The 989-nt window shown below is 70.6% G+C and carries 1 protein-coding gene and 1 pseudogene; one reads left to right on the top strand and one right to left on the bottom strand.

The window, feature by feature from the left end:
* Positions 1 to 637: pseudogene (locus IG99_RS43430) on the bottom strand (sensor histidine kinase); the annotation flags it as partial.
* Positions 638 to 689: 52 nt separating this feature from the next.
* Here IG99_RS43430 and IG99_RS43425 point away from each other — a divergent pair.
* Positions 690 to 989, top strand: a 300-nt coding sequence (locus tag IG99_RS43425; protein WP_234312184.1) for an ATP-binding cassette domain-containing protein, incomplete at its 3' end; no start/stop codon positions are given.

Below are 989 nucleotides of genomic sequence, written 5' to 3'. Positions count from 1 at the left end.
CGGCGTTGGCCTGGACGATGATGCCGGTGACGTGGTGGGCGACGAAGTCGTGCAGGTCGTGGGCGAGTTCCAGGCGCTGACGCTGGCGTACGGCGGCGATGTCGCGGGCCCGTTGCTCCTTCAGCAGCCGTGCGCGCAGGCCCCAGGCGAGAGCTGTGCCGGCGCCCAGCGTCATCAGCAGGCACCAGTTGATGGCGGTCTGGCTGTCGGCCTGGATGTCCCTCGGCAGCCAGCGCAGCGGGATCGCGATGGCCGCCACGGCCAGTGCGGCCGACACGGCTGCCGCGGTCCTCGTGCGCGGCACCTCCCACACTGCACGGGAAAGCAGCACCAGCAGAGCGCCGCTCTCCAGCAGTCCCCAAGTACCGGCACCGTCCGGGCCCGCGACTGTGCCGATCCCGATAGTGAGGGCCAGTGAGCCGCCGGCGACGAGTACGGCACGTACCTGCGTCTTGGGCCCACGGCCGGGCCACAACAGCGCCGTGCAGGCAAGCGGCCCGGACACGATCGGCAGCCAGCTCGTCCAGCGGTAGTCGGGTTCCCGACCGGCGAACACGTCGAGCAGTCCCAGCAGGCTGAGGAGGATCCAGCCGGCGGCGATCAGCGCCCGACGGAGCAGCGAAGTCTCGGTGTACACGCTCGGCAGAATACGGAAGAGGCGATTCCCCGCGGACTCGGCCGAATGGCCGATGTCCGACCCTCACAACCGGCCGTCCGAGTCGCTGGCCGTCATGGGCCCGTCCGGCTCGGGCAAGTCCACCCTGCTGCACTGCCTGGCCGGGATCGAGCGGCCCGACTCCGGTGAGGTCCTGCTGAGCGGCGAGCGAAGCGAGATAGGGGTCCCCCCGGACGAATTCCGGGGGAGGATCGACCAGCTTCGTGAACCGGCTCGCAGCGAGCTGCGCCGCACCGCGTTCGGCTTCGTCTTCCAGTCGGGCCAGCTGCTGCCGGAACTGCCCGCCGACGAGAACGTGGCCCTGCCGCTGATG

This window comes from Streptomyces griseus subsp. griseus (genome assembly GCF_000720255.1).
Lineage (GTDB): Bacteria > Actinomycetota > Actinomycetes > Streptomycetales > Streptomycetaceae > Streptomyces > Streptomyces griseus_I.
Note: the sequence above shows the minus strand (reverse complement) of the source record. Positions and strands in the feature narration are given on the sequence as shown.